This window comes from Amycolatopsis taiwanensis DSM 45107 (assembly GCF_000519205.1).
Lineage (GTDB): Bacteria > Actinomycetota > Actinomycetes > Mycobacteriales > Pseudonocardiaceae > Amycolatopsis_E > Amycolatopsis_E taiwanensis.
The window spans coordinates 39,910-53,454 of record NZ_JAFB01000004.1 but is presented as its reverse complement, the minus strand read 5'-3'; the positions used below and the strand labels follow the sequence as shown (position 1 = coordinate 53,454).

General features: G+C 68.9%; 17 protein-coding genes. 10 read left to right on the top strand and 7 right to left on the bottom strand.

Annotated elements, in window-relative coordinates:
* Positions 1–12: 12 nt before the first annotated feature.
* The 3 genes from rimI (at position 13) to A3CU_RS0102620 (ending at position 1,994) form a co-directional block, all read left to right on the top strand.
* Complete coding sequence (rimI, locus tag A3CU_RS0102630; protein WP_027940946.1) at positions 13–480, top strand: ribosomal protein S18-alanine N-acetyltransferase; 468 nt, start codon at positions 13–15, stop codon at positions 478–480.
* Entirely contained in the window at positions 481–1,527 is a 1,047-nt protein-coding gene (gene tsaD / locus A3CU_RS0102625; protein WP_027940945.1) for a tRNA (adenosine(37)-N6)-threonylcarbamoyltransferase complex transferase subunit TsaD, read from the top strand.
* A gap of 155 nt (positions 1,528–1,682) precedes the next feature.
* Positions 1,683–1,994: a TetR family transcriptional regulator C-terminal domain-containing protein gene (locus A3CU_RS0102620; RefSeq protein ID WP_084143059.1), complete on the top strand. Its 312-nt coding sequence runs from the start codon at positions 1,683–1,685 to the stop codon at positions 1,992–1,994.
* A 15-nt stretch (positions 1,995–2,009) separates the two neighbouring features.
* On the opposite strand, the gene A3CU_RS0102615 is transcribed toward A3CU_RS0102620, so the two are convergent.
* A complete protein-coding gene (locus tag A3CU_RS0102615) occupies positions 2,010–2,600 on the bottom strand; it encodes a TetR/AcrR family transcriptional regulator (protein WP_027940943.1) in 591 nt (196 codons plus the stop codon).
* Positions 2,601–2,703: 103 nt separating this feature from the next.
* Between A3CU_RS0102615 and A3CU_RS0102610 the strand changes: the two genes are divergently transcribed.
* Positions 2,704–3,672 (top strand): ATP-binding cassette domain-containing protein, encoded by a 969-nt coding sequence (locus A3CU_RS0102610; RefSeq protein WP_027940942.1) that lies wholly within the window; start codon positions 2,704–2,706, stop codon positions 3,670–3,672.
* 21 nt (positions 3,673–3,693) lie between these two features.
* Positions 3,694–4,455, top strand: coding sequence for an ABC transporter permease (locus A3CU_RS0102605; protein ID WP_027940941.1), 762 nt, complete (start codon positions 3,694–3,696; stop codon positions 4,453–4,455).
* Positions 4,456–4,501: 46 nt separating this feature from the next.
* Here the strand turns inward: A3CU_RS0102605 and A3CU_RS0102600 are convergent, their stop codons facing one another.
* The 4 genes from A3CU_RS0102600 to A3CU_RS0102585 all read right to left on the bottom strand — a co-directional run bounded on the left by A3CU_RS0102600 (position 4,502) and on the right by A3CU_RS0102585 (position 7,284).
* Positions 4,502–4,870, bottom strand: a complete 369-nt coding sequence (locus tag A3CU_RS0102600; RefSeq protein ID WP_027940940.1) for a VOC family protein — start codon at positions 4,868–4,870, stop codon at positions 4,502–4,504.
* A 10-nt stretch (positions 4,871–4,880) separates the two neighbouring features.
* Positions 4,881–5,135 carry a hypothetical protein gene (locus tag A3CU_RS0102595; RefSeq protein WP_027940939.1) on the bottom strand — a complete coding sequence of 85 codons (255 nt, stop codon included), beginning with the start codon at positions 5,133–5,135 and terminating at the stop codon, positions 4,881–4,883.
* Positions 5,136–5,140: 5 nt separating this feature from the next.
* A complete protein-coding gene (gene wecB / locus A3CU_RS43250; RefSeq protein WP_043840560.1) occupies positions 5,141–6,292 on the bottom strand; it encodes a non-hydrolyzing UDP-N-acetylglucosamine 2-epimerase in 1,152 nt (383 codons plus the stop codon).
* Between the two features lie 635 nt (positions 6,293–6,927).
* Entirely contained in the window at positions 6,928–7,284 is a 357-nt protein-coding gene (locus A3CU_RS0102585) for an MmcQ/YjbR family DNA-binding protein (protein ID WP_027940938.1), read from the bottom strand.
* Between the two features lie 239 nt (positions 7,285–7,523).
* On the opposite strand from A3CU_RS0102585, the gene groES reads away from it, so the two are divergent.
* Positions 7,524–7,817, top strand: coding sequence for a co-chaperone GroES (gene groES / locus A3CU_RS0102580; RefSeq protein WP_027940937.1), 294 nt, complete (start codon positions 7,524–7,526; stop codon positions 7,815–7,817).
* A 215-nt stretch (positions 7,818–8,032) separates the two neighbouring features.
* Entirely contained in the window at positions 8,033–9,646 is a 1,614-nt protein-coding gene (groL, locus tag A3CU_RS0102575; protein WP_027940936.1) for a chaperonin GroEL, read from the top strand.
* 54 nt (positions 9,647–9,700) lie between these two features.
* Here groL and A3CU_RS0102570 read toward each other — a convergent pair whose 3' ends face one another.
* The gene (locus A3CU_RS0102570; RefSeq protein WP_027940935.1) at positions 9,701–10,441 is read right to left on the bottom strand and encodes an SDR family NAD(P)-dependent oxidoreductase; all 741 of its coding nucleotides are present in this window, start codon (positions 10,439–10,441) and stop codon (positions 9,701–9,703) included.
* A gap of 95 nt (positions 10,442–10,536) precedes the next feature.
* On the opposite strand from A3CU_RS0102570, the gene A3CU_RS0102565 reads away from it, so the two are divergent.
* Positions 10,537–11,130 (top strand): TetR/AcrR family transcriptional regulator, encoded by a 594-nt coding sequence (locus A3CU_RS0102565; RefSeq protein ID WP_211246328.1) that lies wholly within the window; start codon positions 10,537–10,539, stop codon positions 11,128–11,130.
* Positions 11,131–11,175: 45 nt separating this feature from the next.
* On the opposite strand, the gene A3CU_RS0102560 is transcribed toward A3CU_RS0102565, so the two are convergent.
* Positions 11,176–11,478 (bottom strand): WhiB family transcriptional regulator, encoded by a 303-nt coding sequence (locus A3CU_RS0102560; RefSeq protein WP_027940933.1) that lies wholly within the window; start codon positions 11,476–11,478, stop codon positions 11,176–11,178.
* Between the two features lie 214 nt (positions 11,479–11,692).
* On the opposite strand from A3CU_RS0102560, the gene A3CU_RS0102555 reads away from it, so the two are divergent.
* A complete protein-coding gene (locus A3CU_RS0102555) occupies positions 11,693–12,619 on the top strand; it encodes a MerR family transcriptional regulator (protein WP_043840559.1) in 927 nt (308 codons plus the stop codon).
* Complete coding sequence (locus A3CU_RS0102550; RefSeq protein ID WP_052371408.1) at positions 12,600–13,460, top strand: hypothetical protein; 861 nt, start codon at positions 12,600–12,602, stop codon at positions 13,458–13,460. The genes A3CU_RS0102555 and A3CU_RS0102550 overlap by 20 nt, the downstream gene beginning before the upstream one ends.
* The last annotated feature ends 85 nt before the right edge of the window (positions 13,461–13,545 follow it).

Genomic DNA, 13,545 nt, shown 5'->3' with positions numbered 1-13,545 from the left:
GGGGGCAGCGTGATCAAGCTGGGCACGCTGCGGCGCAAGGACATCACGCGCTGCGTCGAGCTCGAGAAGCGGTTGTTCGTCGGGGACGACCCGTGGTCCGCGCGCGCCTTCCACTCGGAACTCGACGCCGGCAACTACTACCTGAGCGCCTACGACGAGGACGTCCTGATCGGGTACGCCGGGCTCGCGGTGGTCGGCCGCCCGGGGGACTTCGAAGCCAGCGTGCACACGGTCGGCGTCGACCCGGCATACCAGGGGCAGGGCATCGGCACCGCTCTGTTGCGCGGCCTGCTCACCCGTGCCGACGAGCTGAACGCGCCGGTCTTCCTGGAGGTCCGCACGGACAACGACCGGGCCGTCGGGCTCTACGAGCGGCACGGCTTCACTCGGATAGGCCTTCGTAAGGGCTACTACCAACCCTCGGGCGCCGACGCGTACACCATGAAGCGTGAGGCCCGCGCGGGCCAGGAGGTGAGCTGAATGTCGCGGATCATCATGGGCATCGAGAGTTCCTGCGACGAGACCGGCGTCGGCCTGGTCCGGCTGCACGACGACGGCACCGTCGAGCTGCTCGCCGACGAGGTCGCCTCCAGCGTCGAGCAGCACGCCCGGTTCGGCGGCGTCGTCCCCGAGGTCGCCAGCCGGGCGCACCTGGAGGCGCTGGTGCCCACCGCGGACCGTGCGTTCGCCGCCGCCGACCTCAAACTGTCCGATGTGGACGCGATCGCGGTCACCGCCGGGCCGGGCCTGGCCGGGGCGCTGCTCGTCGGGGTCGCCGCCGCCAAGGCGTACGCCACCGCGCTGGACGTTCCGCTGTACGGGGTGAATCACCTTGCCGGGCACATCGCCGTGGACACCCTGGAACACGGCCCCCTGCCGTCACCGTGCCTGGCGCTGCTCGTCTCCGGCGGGCACACCCAACTGCTGCGCGTCGACGACATCGCCACCACGATCACCGAACTGGGTTCCACGGTGGATGACGCGGCGGGCGAGGCGTACGACAAGGTCGCCCGGGTGCTGGACCTGCCCTACCCCGGTGGTCCGCCGATCGACAAGGCGGCCAAGCAGGGCGACCCGGCCGCCATCGCCTTTCCCCGCGGCATGACCGGCCCTCGGGACGCCAAGTTCGACTTCTCGTTCTCCGGCCTCAAGACCGCCGTCGCGCGCTGGGTGGAGGGCGCCGAGCGCCGCGGCGAGGAGATTCCGGTGAACGATGTCGCGGCCTCTTTCCAGGAGGCTGTCGCCGACGTGCTCACCGCGAAGGCCGTTCGCGCGGCGAAGGAATCCGGTATCGGCACCCTGGTGATCTCCGGCGGCGTCGCGGCCAACTCGCGGCTGTCCGCCCTTGCCCGCGAGCGGTGCGCGGAAGCCGGGATCGACCTGCGCGTGCCCAGGCCGCGACTGTGCACCGACAACGGCGCCATGATCGCCGCGCTCGGTGCGCACGTGGTCGCGGCCGGGGTCGGTCAGTCCGCTTTGGACATTTCGGCGAATCCGGCGCTCCCGGTCGACGTCGTCTCGATCTAGACAGTGTTTCAAAGTGCGCGCGATCGGATTTGGGTAGCCAGACCGTGATTCCCGCGTGGCCCTTGCCGTCCCAGGCCGGCGGCCTGCCTCCCCAAATCCGAGGCCTCCGGGGCTGGCCGTCGCCGAACGGATGATCGGCGAGTTGCTGCCGCTCAATGCGCGCAGCACGCAGGAGACCACGGTTTGGCTGGAGTTCGCGATGGCCGCGCATCACGCCCGCCTTCCACGACACCGCTACCCAACTGCATACTGGCGTGCGCGCGCTGACCACGACCCTGTTGCGCAGCGCACGGCTGGTGCCCGACGAACTCGTCGAGGTCGAGGCGGAACGGTTCGCCGCGCTCATCGACAGCCTCGCCTTCGCCGGCACGCTGCACCCCGCCGAGTTGGGCGCAGACCTGGCGTGCGCGGTGGTACACCGGCACCTCGCCACGCTCGTGCCGGATCACCCGGCGGGTGAGCGCTGACGCACCGACCTCCTGTTAAGCCATGTCCGACCGGTGCATCGTGATTCCGTTTTCCAAGGTGCGGATGACCGTCGCCGTGATGTCGTGCCGGGGCAGGCGCCCGCTTTCCACCTCCTCAAGGCCGGTGTAGACCAGGGCCCAGAGCGTGTGCCGGATCCAGACCGGGCTGACCTCCGGGTCGAACACCTTCTCGTCCTGTCCCCGCCGGATGAGCGAGACGACCGCGTCTTCCAGTGGCGCATCGGTCTTGGCCACCCCGTAGGTCTCCAGCACGCGTGGATCGCCGAACACGAACATCAGCCGGTCGCCGACCGCGACCATCGCCGCCACCAGCCGGCGCATGGCTGCCAGCGGTGGCCCGGTTTCGATCGCCGCTTCCGCGGTGGATGACTCGATCGCCTCGAGCGAGTCATCCACCGCGGCCTTGATCAGCGTTTCCCGGTCCGGGAAGTAGCGGTGCAGCGTGGTGCGGCCGACCTGGGCGGCATCCGCGATCTCGGCGAGTGTCGCCGACCAGTTGCGGGCCAGCACGGAGCAAGCCGCACTCAAGATGGCGCGACGCGTGCGGTTGCGAGTTCCCGACTGGGCGCTTGCGGTGCCACTCATGCCGGCCAGCCTACGTTGCAAGTCCCGATATGGACCGCTAGAGTCCACTAGTGGAACATCAATGTTCCATTATCTAACATCTCTGACCCGTATAGGGAGTTCTGTGATCCACGCAGAGGGTCTCACTCGGCAGTTCCGGGTGAAGAAAACAACCGTCGAGGCGGTCCGGGGCATCGACCTCCACATCGAGGCCGGTGAGTTGGTGGCGCTCCTCGGCCCCAACGGCGCGGGAAAGTCGACATTGCTGCGGATGCTCACCACGTTGCTTCCGCCGACCTCCGGCCGGATGAGCGTGGCAGGCCACGATGTCCTGACCGATCCCGCCGGAGTGCGTACGGCCATCGGCTACGTGGGGCAGAAGAACAGCGCGGGCGAAAACTTCCTGGTCCGGGACGAGTTGGTCACTCAGGCCCGCACCTATGGCCTGCCCAAGGCGCAGGCCCGGCAGCGCGCCGACGAGGCGCTCCGCCTGCTGGATCTGCAACCGCTGGCGGCGCGCAAGCCGGCAACCCTCTCCGGCGGGCAACGCCGTCGGGTGGACGTGGCCATGTGCCTGCTCCACCGGCCCCGGCTGCTGTTCCTGGACGAGCCCTCCACAGGGCTGGATCCGCAGAGCCGCGCCAATCTCTGGGAGCACATCCTGCGCCTGCGCGAACAACACGGCATGACCCTGTTCCTGACCACTCACTACCTCGAAGAGGCCGACCGGATGGCCGAGCGGGTACTGATCATCGACCGCGGCCGGATCATCGCCGACGGTACGGCCGAGGGGCTGAAGCGCGAACTCGCCGGGGACCAGGTCGTGATCAGCGTCGTCGACCCGGCGGAGGTCGCGACCGCTGCCGCTATCGCTGAGCGGATACCGGAAGCCGTCGCGGTGGAGACCGACGCGACGACCGTCCGGCTCCGCGTGCCCCGCGCCAATACCGTGCTTCCCGAGTACCTGCGTGCGCTCGACACCGCCGGCATCAAAGCCATCACCGCCGAAAGCAGACAGTCCACTTTGGATGACGTCTTTCTCGCCCTCGCCGGCCACAGCCTCCGCGAAGGCCACAACGCCGATCAGCTCTAGGTTCGAAGGAGAAGTCGCAGCATGGTCAAGCTCTTGCGGGACACCACGATCGTTTTCTCCCGGGAGTTCACGCCCCAACTTCGCCAGCCGCTCGGCCTGATCTTCGCCATGATCCAGCCGCTGCTGTTCATGTTCCTGTTCGGCGGGCTGCTGGCCGGAGCGAGCGGATATGGTGCCGCGAGCGGTTCATCCTGGCAGTGGTTCGTGCCCGGCATCCTGATCACGATGTCCCTGTTCGGGCCGATGGCGGCCGGGCATTCCCTGCTCGTCGAACTGATCGGCGGGGCGACCGAACGAATGATGGTCACCCCGCTGAGCCGCACCGCGATGGTGATCGGCCGGACCATGAAGGAATCGGTCATCCTGCTCACTCAGGCGATGGTCATCGTCGCCCTGGCCCTGCCGCTGGGTTTCCGGCTCCACCCCGCGGGTGCGCTGGCCGGGCTGGCCCTGCTCGTGGTGTTCGGCATCGGCCTGAGCGGCATGTCTTTTGCGCTCGCGATTGCCGCCCAACCCAACGGCACCCTCTTCTGGATGGTCACGCAGGTACTGATGTATCCGCTGCTCCTGCTCTCTGGAGTGCTGTTGCCGATCGAGGATGGCCCGGGATGGGTACAGGCCATCGCCAAGGTGAATCCGATCGCCTACCTCGTCGACGCCGAACGCGTCCTCTTCGCCGGTGAGCTGGCTGATCTTTCCGCGCTGTACGGGCTGATCGCCGCCTGCGCCGTCGCGGTCCTCGGCCTTTTCCTCGGCACCCGTGCCATGCGCCGGGGGGTCTAGCTGGCTCCGCCCCCAGGTCGTCCCGTACGACGGGAAGTGACGCGGCTCAGCTCCGCAGGCACACGCAGAACGGGTGCCCGGCGGGATCGGTGAGCACGCGCCACTTGTCGCCGCCCGGCTGGAACTCGGGCTTGCCCGCGCCCGCGGCGAGCAGTTTCTTCTCGGTGGCGTCCAGGTCGTCGACCACGAAGTCGAGGTGGAACTGCTGCGGGACCTCTGCGCCTGGCCAGCGCGGCGGCGCGAACTCGTCGGCGCGCTGGAAGCCGATCGGGACCTGGCCTTCCTGGGAAACCATGGCGTAGTCGACCTCGCTGTGCGCGATCTCCCAGCCGGTCACCTGGTGGTAGAACTCCGCGAGGACGCGGGGGTCGGGGCAATCGAGCGTGACCATGACGAGCGTTGCGGTTGATGTCATGCGCGCAACGCTAAACGGCATACCTGACAGGTAACGTCAGGTATTTCCCGAGATTTCCCTGATGGCCACCATGACGGCACTGGACGCCCGGAACTCGGCCTTTGCTACGGCCCTGGGTGTACTCGGTGCTGCCGCGTTCGAAATCGGGTTCGCGTCCGGGCGCGGTGGACCCGCTCGTCGGGCTGACGAGCACGTCCACCTCGGCCAGCAGGGTGTCGACGTCGGGCCGGAACTGTTCGCGCGCGTGCATGGCGGCGGCCAGCACGCCGCTCAGGACAGGGCTTCCCAGGTGGAGAAGTGTTCCTCGGCGATGCCCAGCAGATCCTCCAGCGCGATGACCGACCGGGCGGCGGCGTTTCCGTCGCCGTAGGGGTTTTCCGCCGTGGAGACCTGGCGATGGCCGATGAGGACCTCGGTCGCGGCGATGTGGACGGTGTCGGAATCGGTGCCGACGAGCCAGGCGAAGCCCGACTCGATCGCTTCCCGCCGCTGCGTGTAGTCCCGCAGTACGAGCACGGGCGCGGCGAAGGCGGGGGCCTCCTCCTGGATGGCGTCGGAGTCGGTGAGCACGAGCGAGGAAAGCCGCAGGGCGCGCACCAGGTCCGGGTAGTCGAGCGGTTCGGTGATCGTCACGCGGGCCAGGTCGCCCACCCCGCCGACGACCTGTTCCCGCAACGCGGGGTTCGGCGGCACCGGGAACAGCACCTGCACGTCGTAGTGTTCCTCGACCAGCCGCCGGACCGCGTGCAACGTCCGGTCGAGCGGCTCGCCCCAGGACTCGCCGCTCTCCCAGACGACCAGGACCAGCCGCTGCCCGGCCTCGTTGACCTCCATCTCCAGTAGCGCCAGTTCCGCGCACCGGGCCGGCAGGTCACGCTCGGCGAGGTAATGGACGGCGTCGACGGCGGTGTTGCCGACGATCGTGATTCGTTGCCGCGCCACGCCTTCGGCGCGTAGGGCGGCGCCCGCGGCGGTGGTCGGAGCCAGGTGGAGGGCGGCGATGCGGGCAACCATCTGCCGCACGTTTTCGTGTGGGAACGGGTCCAGGTCGTGCAGGAGGAGCCCGGCGTCGAGGTGAACGACCGGGATGCGCGCCCAGAACGCGGCCAGCGCGCCGGCGAGCGCGGTGATGGTGTCGCCCGTCACGACCAGTGCGGCCGGCCGGTGCCGCCGGAACACCTCGTCGAGCGCGGGCAGCAGGCTGGCGAGCAGTTCGGCCTGCCGGTCACCGGATCGCGGCCCGACGCCCAGCCAGATGTCGACGGCCAGCCCGAACGGCGCGAGCGTGTGATCGGCTCCGCTGTCCGGGCGGTCACTGTGCACGACGACCGGCCGGAGCACCCCGTGCCCCTCCAACGTCATCGCCAGTGGCGCCAGCTTCACCGCCTCGGCCGAAGTGCCCGCCAGCAACATCACGTCCACGTTGTCTCCTCCGGAAGTTCACCCGCCCGCGAGCTGAAGCCTTCGCGGCGGTGGAGATCCGGATGGTGGCGTTGCTTCAGCGTTCGCATGCACTCTCCCGTCTGGCGCGCGAAAACCGACCGCCGTAGTTGGCGGTCGGATTGGCCATCCCTTGGACGATCTATCGGCGAGATTGTCGTGGCGCACACGGAAAATGACCGATGATCACGCCATCGTGCTACGCCACCAATTCCTTCGGGGGATTGACTCGTCCGTTTCGGGTGAGAACCGTTGGCGCTCCGGGACTTTCGTAGCGTCCATTGTGGATGGTGACCGGGCTGACCGGCGCGGGATGATCAGGTGGGGTTTCCCAGCCCCCTGACCCGGCCGGTGAGCCGGAGAGCCGGAGAGCACGGCCTCCGGCTCGCCGTTTCGGTGCGGGCTGCTTCAGCCGCACTTGCTACAGCAGCCGCATCCGTGACCGGTGCACGAGCTGCAGCAGTTGCATCCACCCATGGAAAACACCATCCCTTCGAACTTGTCTCCGGGCCGTCTTTCCACGGTAGGAACCCCTGGTCGGTGTGGGCACCGCTCAAAGGGTGAGCCGGCGGCCGGGCCTGTGGAAGCGGCCGGAGCGGTTCCGCGTTGGGCGCGAGCTACCGACCTCGGTCGTGCTCGGCGACCAGCCGTTTCGGAGCTTGCTGGCGCCACGCTTGGTCGACCAGAGCCCTGATGCGCTCCTCGGGCACGTCGCCCAGTTCCACCTGCAGTCCGAGAAAGCTTCTCCGCGCGTCCTGACGCCGGACGGCCACGCAGGTGTCGGGGTCGGTCGCTGCCGCGTCCTGAGCTTCATGCTCGCCGACGCAGAACACCGCTGTTGTCTCGTCCTTCCCCATGCCGAGGAAGGTCCGGCCGCGGACCTTCCAGAGGGGGACGCGGAACCGGAAGTGGCTGGTCTCCTCGACCTCCGGCAGCGCCATGGCCCAACGCCGGAGCTCATCCGTGATCGTCATGTGCGCACCCTACTCGGGCCGCCGCGTATCCTCGGGGAACAAAGGTGCCGGTCAACGGCGCTGCCGACACGTTCCGGCGCGGTAACCGGGACCTCCTTGCGCGGCTAGCACTCGCGTGGCTAGAGTGCTAATTGCACGGCACCGCACACGCCCCGGCACCCGCGACGGCGGGGGTGGTAGGAGCCGAAACCCAAGTAAGTACCTGCCAACGCTTTCGACGACCCGTGGAGGTCAACCCGGTGAGCGTGAACATCAAACCGCTCGAGGACAAGATCGTTGTCCAGACGAGCGAGGCCGAGGAGACGACGGCTTCCGGTCTCGTCATCCCCGACACCGCGAAGGAGAAGCCCCAGGAGGGCAAGGTTCTGGCCGTGGGCCCGGGCCGTGTCGACGACAAGGGCAACCGCATTCCCGTGGATGTCAAGGTCGGCGACGTCGTGATCTACTCGAAGTACGGCGGCACCGAGGTCAAGTACAACGGTGAGGACTACCTGATCCTTTCCGCCCGCGACGTGCTGGCTGTCGTCAACTGACGCCGGCATCAGCCTTGAGCGCCCCGGGCCCCGCGTAATACCGGGGACCGGGGCGTTCTTGCTACCAGAGCAGTCATCCGGGACGCGACGCTGATTGCGCGGGAGCCGGGTGCGTGCCGACGCGGCCACCGGTCGGTGGCCAGGGCGTACGCACGACCGGGCGACCCGCGCTCGCGCGTGCGTTCGGCGATGGCACTGCGAGAGAGGTTTCTTCAATGCCCAAGCAGATCAATTTCGACGAGGAATCTCGTCGAGCGCTCGAGCGTGGCGTGAACAAGCTCGCGGACGCGGTCAAGGTCACTCTCGGCCCGAGCGGTCGCCACGTCGTGCTGGACAAGAAGTTCGGCGGCCCGACGATCACGCTCGACGGCGTGACGGTGGCGCGCGAGATCGAACTGGAGGACCCGTTCGAGAACCTCGGCGCCCAGCTCGCCAAGAACGTGGCCACCAAGACCAACGACGTGGCCGGTGACGGCACCACCACGGCCACCGTGCTGGCGCAGTCGCTGGTCCGGGTCGGCCTGCGCAACGTGGCCGCGGGCGCCAACCCGACCGCGCTGGGACAGGGCATCGAGGCGGCCGCGGAAAAGGTCGTCGAGGTGCTCAAGGCCAAGGCCACCCCGGTCAAGGGCCGGGACAACATCGCCCAGGTCGGCACCGTGACCTCGCGGGACGCCAACATCGGCGCGCTGCTCGGCGAGGCCGTGGAGAAGGTCGGCGAGGACGGTGTGATCACCGTGGAGGAGTCCTCCACGCTGGCCACGGAGCTCGAGATCACCGAAGGCGTGCAGTTCGACAAGGGTTACCTGTCGGCGCACTTCGCGACCAACGCGGAGGAGCAGCGGGCGATCCTGGAGAACGCCTACGTGCTGCTGCACCGGGAGAAGATCTCGGCGCTGGCCGACCTGCTGCCCGTCCTGGAGAAGGTCGTCGAGGCCAAGAAGCCGCTGCTGATCATCGCCGAGGACGTCGAGGGCGAGGCGCTGGCCACCCTGGTCGTCAACAAGATCCGCGGCACCTTCAAGTCCGTCGCGGTCAAGGCGCCGGGCTTCGGTGACCGTCGCAAGGCGTTCCTGGACGACCTCGCCGTGGTCACCGGCGGGCAGGTCGTCTCCAGCGAGGTCGGGCTCAAGCTGTCCGAGATCGGCCTCGACTCGCTGGGCACCGCGCGGCGCATCGAGGTCACCAAGGACACCACGACGATCGTCGACGGCGCCGGCACCAAGGCCGACATCGACGCCCGGATCGCCCAGATCCGCAAGGAGATCGAGACCACCGACTCCGACTGGGACCGGGAGAAGCTGCAGGAGCGGCTGGCCAAGCTCGGCGGCGGGGTCGCGGTGATCAAGGTCGGCGCGGCCACCGAGACCGAGCTGAACGAGCGCAAGCACCGCATCGAGGACGCCGTGGCCTCCACCAAGGCGGCCGTCGAGGAGGGCATCGTGCCCGGCGGCGGTTCGGCGCTGGTACACGCGGTCAAGGAGCTGGACGACCTCGGTCTGACCGGGGACGAGGCGCTCGGGGTGAAGATCGTCCGTGACGCGCTCACCGCACCGCTGCACTGGATTGCCAGCAACGCCGGCTACGAGGGCGCGGTCATCGTGTCCAAGGTGCAGGAGCATGGCTGGGGCCAGGGTTTCAACGCGGTCACCGGTGAGATCACCGACCTGAGCGCGGCCGGCATCGTGGACCCGGTGAAGGTCACCCGCTCCGCGGTGGCCAACGCCGCCTCGATCGCCCGTCTGGTGCTCACCACGGAGAGCTCCGTGGTCGACAAGCCGGAGGAAGACAAGGACGACACCGGCCACGGTCACGGCCACTCGCACTGACCTCCGCCCCAGTTCCCCAATGTGGCCGGGCGCCACATTGGGGAACTTTCTTTTTCAGGCGTTGGATCCGCCGTCCACGGTGATCGCCGAGCCGGTGATGAACCGGCCTGCGGGACCGGCGACGTGGGCGACGGTGGCGGCGATGTCCGCCGGGTCCGCGTGCCGGTCCAGGGCGTTCATGGCCCGGACAGCGGCCGCACGCGGACCGTTCGCCGGGTTCATGTCGGTGTCCGTCGGGCCCGGCTGTACGAGCACTGCCGTGACACCCCGCGCGCCGAGGTCTCGCGCGATGCCCTTGGTCAGCCCCGACAAGGCGGACTTCGTCGCGGCGTAGATGCTCATACCGGCCCGCGGGACGCGCTCGCTGAGCGTGCTGCCGATAGTGATGATCCGCCCGCCGTCGGGCAGGTGCTTCGCCGCCGCCCGGACACCGACGATGACCGCACGCAGGTTGACGGCCAGCGCCCGGTCGATGTCCTCGAGCCCGATCTCGCCGATGGAGCCGGTCGGGAACACGCCGGCGTTGTTGACCAGGATGTCCAGCCCGTCCAGCGTTTCGGCGGTGCGGTCGACCGCGGACGTCACGGCTGCGGCGTCCGCGCTGTCGGCCTGGATTGCGAGCGCCTTCCGGCCCAGGCCCTCGATCCTGGCCACGACCTCCTCCGCGCGCTCCCGCGACTTCTCATAGGTGATCGCCACGTTCGCGCCGTCCTCGGCCAGCCGGACGGCGATCGCCGCCCCGATGCCCCTGCTGCCGCCGGTGACCAGCGCGGTCCTGCCCTCGAGTGGCCTCATGCCAGTTCCTTTTCTGTAGTGATTGGCACAAAATTAGGATCGGCCCGTGCGGAAGGTCAAGGACTTTCTGTGCCGATCGATATAGAATGAGTCGCGTGTCACCTCGAGGTCGCCCCCGTGCCTTCGATCGCGATGCCGCGCTCGATGCGGCCATGTACGTGTTCTGGGAACGCGGCTACGAAGGCACGTCAATGGCCGACCTCGCGGCCGCGATGGGTATCAACTCGCCGAGCCTGTACGCGGCTTTCGGTGGCAAGGAATCGCTGTTCCATGCGGCGGTCGAGCGTTACGGGCAGCGGTATGGGCAGGAGTTCCCGGACCGGGTGACCGCTCGGGAGGCTGTGGCGGCCTGGTTGGGGTCGAGTGCGAAGGCGTTCACGGATCGCTCCGCCCATCCCCCTGGGTGCATGATCGTGCTAGCCGGCGTCAACTGCACACAACAGAATCGGCGGGTACGCGAATTTCTTGCCGAAAAGCGGAGGAATAATCTTGAAAAACTCCGCGCAAGGCTGGCGCGGGGCGTGCTCGATGGCGATATTCCGGAAAATGTCGATCTTGACCGGATGGTCACGTTCTATGGCACCGTGCTGCACGGGTTGTCGATTCAGGCACTGGACGGCGCGACGGAACGTGGACTGGCCGAAGTGATCGACGTTGCGATGGCGAGCTGGAAAATCTTTCAGGTATGAAAAGAGGTGGCGCTCCACCGAGTGCCACCCGCTTCCTTCTCTCGATCACTGACCGGAAAGGCTCAGATGTCGCTTTTCGGTTTTGAGGATGGTCTCTCGTTCCGATTCGGACAGTCCACCCCAGATCCCGTAGGGCTCGTGCACGGCGAGCGCGTGTTCACGGCAAAGCCGCAGGACGGGGCAGGTTTGACAGATCGCCTTCGCGCGCGCTTCCCGCCTGGCTCTGGCGGGTCCGCGTTCCCCGTCGGGGTGGAAGAAGGCGGCGCTGTCCATTCCCCGGCAGGCTCCCTCAAGTTGCCAGTCCCAGATATCGGCGTTCGGGCCGGGGAGTCTGCGCGTGTCTGCCATCGTGACCGCCTCCGTTATTCGGTCGTGACCATGCCTCGACTACTCCATTTGGTGCAATGCTCGCTACGTTAGAAGCGCGCCAATAGTTGTTCAAGGGAATCGCGCCGATTCATCCATTAGGTGTCCCCCGGGAGCGTGAGGAGCGCTTCTTTGCCTGGTCGCGGCGTCGCAGATCGAGTTGCCGGTGGATCGGCTCGCCGGGATATTGAAGCGAATGGATGCCGGGCGCGCGGAGCCGACGATGCCGGTGGCCGCGGTGGCCCGGCGGCTCGGGGTCGCGCCGTCCACATTGCGCACCTGGGACCGACGCTACGGCCTTGGCCCGGGCCGGCACACCGATGGGAAGCACCGCCGCTACGGCGCGGCGGACATCGCTCGTCTCGAACTGATGCAGCGCGCCCTGCTTCGCGGGGCATCGACGGCCGAGGCCGCGCGCTACTGCCTGGACCAGTTGCCGAAGTCGGCGCCCCCGCCGGCCGAGTTGCCGGCCGGACCCGAGCCGGCGCCGGCGGCCACCGGGCTGTCCGGCAGCACCATGGCCCGGCGGCTGCGAACCGCGGCACTCGCCATGGACGCATACGCCGTGCAGCGAACCCTTGCCGAGGCCGTCGCGGATTCCGGCGTGCTGGCCGCGTGGGACGGCGTCATCGAACCGGTGCTGGCCGCGCTGGGGGCGGGCTGGCGCGGCACTCGCGCGGGCCCGGAAGTCGAATACCTGCTCGCCGAGTGCGTGCTCGGTGCGCTGGTGCGCGCCACCCCGGTGCTGGACAGTCCACGCAACCAGCGGCCCGTGCTGCTCAGCCCGGTGCCGGGCCGGCGCGGCGCGCTCCCGCTCTACGCACTGGCCGCGTCCTTGGCGGACCGGCACATCGCCACCCAGCTACTCGGCCGGTCGCCGACGCCTGAGGTGCTCTCGACGACGGTTCGACGCAGCGTACCGGCGGCCGTCGTGCTCTACGCGTGCGACGGCGACGCCGCGGACGTCGTGCTCTTCGCCGACGACCCCCGTGGCCGGGCGCGCCGCCGCATGTTCGCCTGGGGGCCGGGCTGGCGGCGCACGCCGTTGCCCGCACAGGTCGAGCTGCTGGCCGACCTGCGAGGCGCCGTCGAGCGCCTCGAATATGTCTTACTGGGCCAGTAGGGTGACCGGCGTGGAAGGCGAGCTGCGGCGGGCAGCGTTCGGTGACCTGCTCGCGCCTGCTGCTGTCCTGCTCGCCGCGCCGGATTCCGCGAGGTCGAGGCTGCTGGCCGCGATCGTGTCCGGTGCCCAGGGCCGTTACGCGGCCGCCGCGACGTGGCTCGGCGAGCTGGGCCGGGGAGCCGATCCGGTCCTCGCGGCGCTGGCCCTGACCACGCTCGCTTCGCATCGTCGCCAGCTCGGTGGGCACGCGGCCGCACTGCGGCTGGACGCCAGAGCGCTGCGGCTGGCCTCCGGCGCTGGGGGCGGCGAGGATCTCGACGGGCTGGACGGCCGCGGAGCGTTCGTCGACGCCCTGCTCGGCCTGGCCGCCGACAACCTCGGCACCGGCCGGCTGAGCGCGGCCCGCCGCCTGCTCGCCGCGGCCGCGCCGCTCGCGTCCGGCTGGCGGGCGAGGGTGCGGACCGGCTGGGTCACGGCCGAGATCGAGCTGGCCTCCGGCCGGCCGGAGGCGGCCGGCGCACCCGCGGAGGCGGCGCTCGAACTCGCCACGGCCGCGAGCGCCCGCCGGCACGTGATCAAGTCGCAGCTCGTGCTCGCCGCCGCCCTGATCGCCGCCGGCGCCCCGGCGCGCGCCGAGGAGCTCGTTTCCGCGGCGCTGGCGGAGGCCGAGAAGTTCGAGTTACGGTCGCTGGCCTGGCCCGGCGCCCTGCTCGCCGGGCAGCTGTGGCCCTCGGCTTCTCAGTATCGATTCAGGGTCGACGCGGTGTTGCACGCTGTGTTACTACGGTCTGACGCGGAGGGGAGGATTCTTGCTCGTGAGTCGGCGTGGGTACCGGTCTGACGTGCGTTGGGACATCCGAGCGAAGATCTTCCAAAAAAAGCCACCGGATCGTGTCAAGGTGCGGCCTAAAGCGTCCGATAGGGGA